Source organism: Acinetobacter bohemicus ANC 3994 (genome assembly GCF_000367925.1).
Classification (GTDB): Bacteria; Pseudomonadota; Gammaproteobacteria; order Pseudomonadales; family Moraxellaceae; genus Acinetobacter; species Acinetobacter bohemicus.
Window position 1 is genome coordinate 1 of record NZ_KB849172.1, and the last position, 7760, is coordinate 7760.

Consider the following 7760-nt stretch of genomic DNA (forward strand, 5'->3'; position numbering starts at 1 on the left):
ATTTTCCAAAAAAATAGCGGAAATATAGCAGTACGGTATCTGTTAAATTTTGGCGAGACGAATTTTCAGTCTATAATAGCGAGCTTCTGATTCATGTAAAGCTTGGCTCTCGTCGAGATTTATCCTTCCTTACATTCGTTTATGGAATATTTGCAATGAATGCGGCCGCTGCACAAGACGCTCCTTTAGTTGGAATTATCATGGGTTCTCAATCTGATTGGGCAACTTTAGAACACACTGCCAATATGCTCAAACAGCTTGGTGTCCCTTTTGAAGCTGAAGTCGTTTCTGCCCATCGTACGCCTGATCGTTTATTCGAATATGCTGAAACAGCACGTGAACGTGGTATTCAGGTGATTATTGCGGGTGCAGGTGGTGCAGCACATTTACCGGGTATGTGTGCAGCGAAAACTGATTTACCTGTACTGGGCGTTCCTGTGAAATCGTCTATTTTAAATGGCGTCGATTCATTGCTTTCTATCGTGCAAATGCCTGCGGGTATTGCGGTCGGTACATTGGCGATTGGCCCTGCGGGTGCAACCAATGCGGCAATTATGGCAGCGCAAATTTTAGGTCTGACACGTCCTGAAATTGCAAAAAATGTTGCCCAGTTCCGCGATGCTCAAACTGAAAAAGTGGTAAGCAACAATATTCCAGGTCACATTCCGAGCCAAGCTTAAAACGGGACATATGTTATGGATAAAACCATCGGTATTTTTGGTGGTGGTCAACTCGGCCGTATGATGGCGCAAGCTGCCCTACCACTGAATATTCAATGTACTTTCTTTGAAGCAAGTACAGATTGTCCATCGGCTGTATTGGGTCAAGTGATTTCAAGCAAAGCTGAAAATGGTTTACAGGATTTCATCAACAGTGCGGATGTCTTCAGCTTAGAGTTTGAAAATACACCCTTGGCTGATGTTGATGTATTGATCAAAAACAAAGATTTACATCCACCTCGTCAGGCTTTAGCCATTGCACAACATCGTTTGTCAGAAAAAGCTTTGTTTGATGAATTAGACATTCCTGTTGCACCTTATCGTGCAGTGGATTCATTCGACAGCTTACAACACGCGGTTGCTGAACTGGGCTTGCCGATTGTCCTGAAAACCACCACTGGTGGTTATGATGGCAAAGGTCAATTTGTCCTGCGTTCAGCAGATCAAATGGAACAAGCTTGGGCGGAATTGGGTCCAGCGGGTTCATTGATTGCAGAAAGCTTTGTGACGTTCTCTCGTGAAGTGTCAATTATTGCGGTGCGTGGGCAAAAAGGTGATGTGAAAACTTGGCCATTGGCTGAAAATCACCATCACAACGGTATTTTGTCGCACTCGATTGTTCCTGCACCTAATAGTGCTGATTTACAGCCTGTAGCGCAGGATTACATCACCCGCCTGCTGAATCATTTGAATTATATCGGTGTGTTGACGCTAGAATTGTTTGTCACTGACAACGGCCTATATGCCAATGAAATGGCACCCCGTGTGCATAACTCAGGTCACTGGTCGATTGAAGGCGCTATTTGCTCGCAATTTGAAAACCATATTCGCGCCGTTGCTGGTCTGCCCCTTGGTTCAACGGATGTGGTTCGCCCGACCGTGATGATCAATATCATTGGCAAGCATCCAAAGTCTGAAGATGTATTGGCGCTCAATGGCGCACATTTACACCTGTATAATAAGACTGAACGTGAAGGTCGTAAGATTGGTCACATCACGTTAATGCCAAATGACAGCGCTGAATTGACGACTTTATGTCGCCAATTGGCGAAAATTTTGCCAGAGCCATTAGCACTGACTCAAGATATGAGCATTTAATCCTTCGATTGAATGGAAAAAAAGCGGTCATGCCAATGACCGCTTTTTTTATGCCTGAAGTTCGGGCATGATTGCGCCTCTTTTGAACTAGCGCCGCATTCATTGCAACAAAATAAAAATAACAGCATGCCATTGATGCAATAGTTCAGAAATATTCTGCATAAAAAATCAACACATGAAGAATCTACGGTATTTAAGTTTTACTAAGGTGGAGCAGCGCAGATTTTTTAAATTCAAAAACCATGATTTTGAATTTAAAAAATATGAATTCAAAGTGATATTTGCATTATGAATTCAAACTTTAAATTTAAAAAATTAAGTTTTGAATTTAAAGTTTTAGTTGTGTAAAAACCGATAAAGCATGAATAAATTAACTTATCCATAGCGTGTTTGAATTTAAAAATTCGGTTTTAAATTTAAATGTGCAAATTTGAATTTATATTTTGGCTGATTTTGAATTTAAATTTTAAAAAAAGCGGGTGTTGTGGATAACTTTTTAAATTCAAAGAAGAGAATATGAATTTAAAACAAAAACAATGAATTTAAATTTACGATTTGATTCAGAAGTTCTGGATTGATGATGGTATGGTAAAAACATAATTTAAATTCAAATACCATTAGGGATACTATGCGTCGCTTAGCTTTCGTTTTAGCTTCAGTTTTTTTAGCCATGACTCAAGCCAAGGCTGAGTTGATTATTAATGGTCAAACTATTTCTTCTTCGCCATCCAGTTTTAATACAGCATCTACAGCACAAAATGATTTTCAGCAATGTCTGACTAATTTACGTACTCAAGCAATTGGTTCAGGTGTAACGGGCTTGACCTATGATCGTTATACGCAAAATTTAACCCCAGATTATTCGGTGATTGAAAAACTGAACTACCAACCTGAATTTTCTACGCCGATTTGGGATTATTTATCCGGTTTGGTGGATGAAGAACGGGTGCAGCTGGGGCAGCAAAAATTGGCACAACATCGTGAGGTGCTCAATCGCGTTGCAGCCGCCTATGGCGTACCCGCTGAAACAGTGGTGGCTGTTTGGGGCGTAGAAAGTAATTTTGGTCAAATTTCGGGGAGTTATCCTTTATTACAAGCTTTAGGCACGTTAAGTTGTGAAGGTCGTCGGCAAAGTTTTTTCCGTGGTGAATTTTTTACCACCATGCGAATTTTACAGCGTGGTGATTTAACTGAGCAGCAAATGAAAGGCTCGTGGGCAGGCGCATTTGGTCATACCCAGTTTATGCCTTCAACCTATGAAGAATTAGCGGTTGATTTTGATGGTGATGGCCGTCGTGATTTGGTTTCCAGTACCTCGGATGCCTTGGCTTCTACTGCAAATTTCTTAAAAAAACGCGGTTGGCAAACCGGCATGCCTTGGGGCTTTGAAGTGCGCATTCCAGACGATATGTCGATTGCTGGAGAAAGTCGTCGTAATAAAAAGTCTTTAAGTAGCTGGATGAGTCGTGGTGTGGTTCGTGCAGATGGGAGTGCTTTAATCCAAGGGAATTTATCGAGCAGTAGTGCCGCTGGATTGATGGCACCTGCTGGCGCGAATGGTCCGGTATTTTTAGTCTTTAAAAATTTCGATGCTATATATAGTTATAATGCTGCGGAAAGTTATGCCTTAGCTATTGCGCATTTGTCTGATCGCTTACAAGGCAACGGTGGTTTTAGTAAAGCTTGGCCGACCGATGATGCCGGTACTTCACGTGCAGAACGTCGTGAAATTCAGCAGTTTTTGCTCAATAAAGGTTATGACATTGGCAGCGTCGATGGATTGATTGGCGATAAAAGCCGTCAAGCGATTCGTCAGGAGCAGATTCGTTTGGGGCTTAGTCCAACAGGGCGCGCTGGACAACAAATTTTAGCTGCTTTTCGCAATGAAAATGCCCAAAAAATGATGCGATAAAATCAATGGTTTTAAGACGTTAATCTAAGAATCAAAAAAGGTCTGTATAAAACAGACCTTTTATTTTGGGTGTTTTTACTTATACCGCAGTAATGCTACCTAAAATTCGATAGCCTGCTGCGCCCGTGACCGTAGGTAAGTTGCCACTTTGTTGGTTGACAAAGCGCATCGCCAGCCAAGCAAAAGCAGTGGCTTCCACCCATGTCGGGGCTAAGCCAATCGCGGATGTGGTTTGAACAGACCAATTATGTTTACGTAACCGCCAGCGCAGTTGTTCAAGTAAATGTGAATTATAGGCACCACCACCACAGACATAGACTTCACCGGTATCCATATTTGAACGATAAATGGCTTTTTTAATCGCGCGCGTGGTGAGTTTGAGTAAAGTCGCTTGAATATTTTCAGGGATATCTTCTAATTCGTTATATTCAAGATCATTGTGCCAGTCGGCAATTTGTTCATCCAACCATTCGAGGTTGAAATCTTCGCGGCCTGTACTTTTCGGTGGTTCTTTAGAAAAATATTCGTGTGCTTGTAAACGGTCGAGTAAACTGCGAATCGGTTGACCGTAGGCTGCCCAATTGCCATTTTCATCATAGGGTTGCCCAGTATAACGATGGCACCAAGCATCCATCAAAATATTGGCGGGGCCAGTATCAAAACCAAACACACCGTCTGGATTACCTGCCGGCAACATACTGACATTGGCAATGCCGCCGAGGTTTAAAATGACGCGGTGAATACTGGAATGTTGAAATAAGGCTTGATGAAATGCAGGCACCAATGGTGCGCCTTGACCACCCGCTGCTATATCACGACGTCGAAAATCTGAAATGACCGGAATTTGCGTCATTTCAGTAATGATATTGGGGTCGCCAATTTGCAAAGTAAAACCGTGTTCAGGGCGGTGGCGAATGGTTTGTCCATGTGAACCGATGGCTTTAATTTGGCTACGATCTAAATGATTTTTTTCAATCAGCTCATTAATGCCACTGCCAATCATTTGAGCCAGCGCCACATCCGCTTTGCCCATGCGATCAATTTCATTGTCATTTGGTAAGGTCAGTGCCATCAGTTCATCACGTAAATCCGGATCAAATGGCAAGGTCAGGGTGGCATGAAGCTGCAAAGGATCAAATGAAGCAGCAACGATGTCAACGCCATCCATGCTGGTGCCAGTCATTACCCCAATATAGATCGCTGTCATGATGATAGTTAAGCCTGCATTGTGCTGAAAAAGTGTTAGTATATCGCACAAATTGTATAACAGATGTATTGGGTTTTGTGATGTCAAATTTCCTGCCGGCTGAAGAACAACTTGCCCTCATTCAACGAGGCACTCATGAAATTATTTCTGAAGAGGATTTGTTAAAGAAACTTAAAGAAAATCGTCCCTTAAAAATTAAAGCGGGCTTTGATCCAACAGCACCAGACCTACATTTAGGTCACACTGTACTGATTAATAAGCTAAAAGTGTTCCAAGATTTGGGACATGAAGTGACGTTCTTGATTGGTGATTACACCGCCATGATTGGTGATCCAACAGGTAAAAGTGCAACGCGTCCACCTTTGTCACGTGAACAAGTGTTGGAAAATGCCAAAACCTATCAAGAACAAGTGTTTAAAATTCTTGATCCAAATAAAACCAAAGTGCGTTTTAACTCTGAATGGTTTGCGACAAAAACGGCTGCTGACCTGATTCAATTGGCTTCACAGCAAACGGTTGCTCGTATGCTTGAACGTGATGATTTTACCAAGCGTTATAACAACCATCAACCGATTGCGATTCACGAATTTTTGTATCCATTGGTGCAAGGGTATGACTCAATTGCATTGGAAGCCGATGTAGAGCTTGGCGGTACAGACCAAACCTTTAACTTATTGATGGGTCGTACGCTGCAAGGTCGTTATGATCAAGAAGCACAAGTTTGTATTACGGTGCCCATTCTTGAAGGTTTAGATGGCGTGAATAAAATGTCTAAATCTTTAGGCAACTATATTGGTGTATTTGATGCACCAGGCGCAATGTATCAAAAAGTACTTTCAATGCCTGATAGTTTGATTGAGCGCTATTTCGATCTTTTAAGTTTTAAATCACTCGATGAAATTGCTGTGTTATTGAAGGACGTAGCAGAAGGTCGTAATCCTCAAGAAGTGAAAAAGATTCTTGCGCTTGAGCTGGTTGAGCGTTTTCATGGTGCAGATGCTGCTGCCAATGCGCATAAAGGTGCAGGGAACATCATTACTGAAGGTGAATTGCCTGAAGGTACACCTGAAGTCACGATTTCTCGTGCTGAATTTGGTGGTGAAATGTTTATTGCTTCTATTGTGCGTGCAGCGGGTTTAACCAAAAATGCAGCTCAAGCCAAAGATGCAGTGGCTCGTGGCGCAGTGAAAGTTGATTGGTCAGTGGTTGATGTTAATTTTTCTGTTACTGAGAACAAAACTTATATTATTCAAGCAGGTAAGAAAGCGATTGCGAAAGTTACATTTGTGGACTAAATCAGCATACTTGCATTGAAATAAAAGCAGACTTCGGTCTAATGCCAGTCAGTTAAAAAATTGACTGGCTTTTTTATTTTAAATTTGTGATGTTATTCGATACGCGGAAACGTCATTCGCAATTGTTCGAGGCAAGACTACTTTGGAAAAGTACAGTTTCTGCGATTTATTAATCAATAAAAGGGATTTGACGAGTTTTGCGGATGACAAATGCCTTTGATTACTTTGGGCTTATCCAAAGTAATAGATGAGCTTCAAGTATTTGATTTAAAAATATAAGACTCCGTTGTGAAGATCTAAAAAGTTAAGGCGTTTGTTAAAAAACTCTTTAACTGACTGGCATTAAGGCTTCGGTCTGCTTTTTATTTATCAACCTCTTAATAAGTTATGCAGATAAGTAAATTCAAAAAAACCTTATAAAAACAAGAGTTAAATTTTTCCATTCGTATTGCATTTCTATATGCTTATGTATAAGATTTATTCATCTAGCTGTTGTGTAGAAAGCATAGTTAGAGAGTGATTTTATAAAAAAGCTCCACAGTTTTAAGTCTTTCCCCCCGAGAGACTTTTTTAATGATATATCTAGATAACTATAATAATGACATCTATGGATCTAATAATGATCTAACTCCAAGGGAGAGATTTTGGGAGAGATCTCTTTCTTTTTTTCTATCTAAAATTTAATAAAGTTTAATTTGGCCGAATCTATTCAGCTAAAAGAGTAAAAAATCCAGTTTTGTCAGCTTTTCTGGGCTGGCTTATTGATTAGGTTTTATCAGTATTTCTGTATTCAAGTGTATGAAACTGAGTTTAAGTAGATCATTCAACTAAGCTACCGACACATAGCACAGCAATAATTCTTCCTTTATGAACGCTAATCATGTTGTTTATATAGGTGACTGTATTCGCCTTGGTGAAATGAATATTTAACTCGCCAATTTGAGTGCTATTAATTCCAGATGGATTTTATTTTTAAAACACGATACGAGTGATTGTGGTTGTAGTCTCCAATCCAGATCACTTAATGGCTGAAGTACAACTCTAGCATTGAGCATAATTCAAAGCATACAGAAGATAAATTTTGAGTGAAGAGTAGAGGATCTCTTTTTACTTTTCTAAACCTTGGCATATTTGCTCGTCAATATTATGAGTGGAAACGTCCTTTGAGCAGTGCCGTAATATTTGAGTTCTGCTAAAGCAGAATAAATTAGGCATCTAACCGGTCTTATTTTTCAATCCAATAAAAAGCGGCTTAATCTATATGTGGTTTATATGCTGTTTAAAGGCGAGAAGGTCTTTAATAATAAGCATGCTGAAAATCAATTTTTATAAAAATGAGTTTTTTAGGGTTAAAACGCCTAAAAAATAGCTGGAAAAACAGTTTTTTTACGCTTTTTGCTGAAAAAAAAGACATACGTGAAGAATAAGTGAATTTAGGGGTTGCGCAGGATAAGAAACTGTATAGAATACGCAGCATCCCGACGAGATAGACGGAAACAAGCGAAGCATGAAGTGCTGAGATGTTAAGT

At 40.2% G+C, this 7760-nt stretch carries 5 protein-coding genes; 4 read left to right on the forward strand and 1 reads right to left on the reverse strand.

What is annotated here, in order from left to right; genetic code table 11:
* Positions 1 to 155: 155 nt before the first annotated feature.
* The 3 genes from purE to F994_RS10315 all read left to right on the forward strand — a co-directional run bounded on the left by purE (position 156) and on the right by F994_RS10315 (position 3729).
* A complete protein-coding gene (gene purE / locus F994_RS10305; protein WP_004650351.1) occupies positions 156 to 680 on the forward strand; it encodes a 5-(carboxyamino)imidazole ribonucleotide mutase in 525 nt (174 codons plus the stop codon).
* 15 nt (positions 681 to 695) lie between these two features.
* Positions 696 to 1817 carry a 5-(carboxyamino)imidazole ribonucleotide synthase gene (locus tag F994_RS10310; protein WP_004650352.1) on the forward strand — a complete coding sequence of 374 codons (1122 nt, stop codon included), beginning with the start codon at positions 696 to 698 and terminating at the stop codon, positions 1815 to 1817.
* Between the two features lie 628 nt (positions 1818 to 2445).
* Positions 2446 to 3729, forward strand: a complete 1284-nt coding sequence (locus tag F994_RS10315) for a lytic murein transglycosylase (RefSeq protein WP_004650354.1) — start codon at positions 2446 to 2448, stop codon at positions 3727 to 3729.
* 79 nt (positions 3730 to 3808) lie between these two features.
* Here F994_RS10315 and F994_RS10320 read toward each other — a convergent pair whose 3' ends face one another.
* The gene (locus F994_RS10320; RefSeq protein WP_004650355.1) at positions 3809 to 4936 is read right to left on the reverse strand and encodes an anhydro-N-acetylmuramic acid kinase; all 1128 of its coding nucleotides are present in this window, start codon (positions 4934 to 4936) and stop codon (positions 3809 to 3811) included.
* 80 nt (positions 4937 to 5016) lie between these two features.
* Here F994_RS10320 and tyrS point away from each other — a divergent pair, with 80 nt between their 5' ends.
* Complete coding sequence (gene tyrS, locus F994_RS10325; protein ID WP_004650356.1) at positions 5017 to 6231, forward strand: tyrosine--tRNA ligase; 1215 nt, start codon at positions 5017 to 5019, stop codon at positions 6229 to 6231.
* Positions 6232 to 7760 lie beyond the last annotated feature (1529 nt).

Bases quoted from the DNA above. Each gene is read 5' to 3' on its own strand.
- F994_RS10320 (WP_004650355.1), bottom strand. From the start codon at position 4,936: ATGACAGCGATCTATATTGGGGTAATGACTGGCACCAGCATGGATGGC.
- F994_RS10310 (WP_004650352.1), top strand. From the start codon at position 696: ATGGATAAAACCATCGGTATTTTTGGTGGTGGTCAACTCGGCCGTATG.
- F994_RS10315 (WP_004650354.1), top strand. From the start codon at position 2,446: ATGCGTCGCTTAGCTTTCGTTTTAGCTTCAGTTTTTTTAGCCATGACT.
- tyrS (WP_004650356.1), top strand. From the start codon at position 5,017: ATGTCAAATTTCCTGCCGGCTGAAGAACAACTTGCCCTCATTCAACGA.
- purE (WP_004650351.1), top strand. From the start codon at position 156: ATGAATGCGGCCGCTGCACAAGACGCTCCTTTAGTTGGAATTATCATG.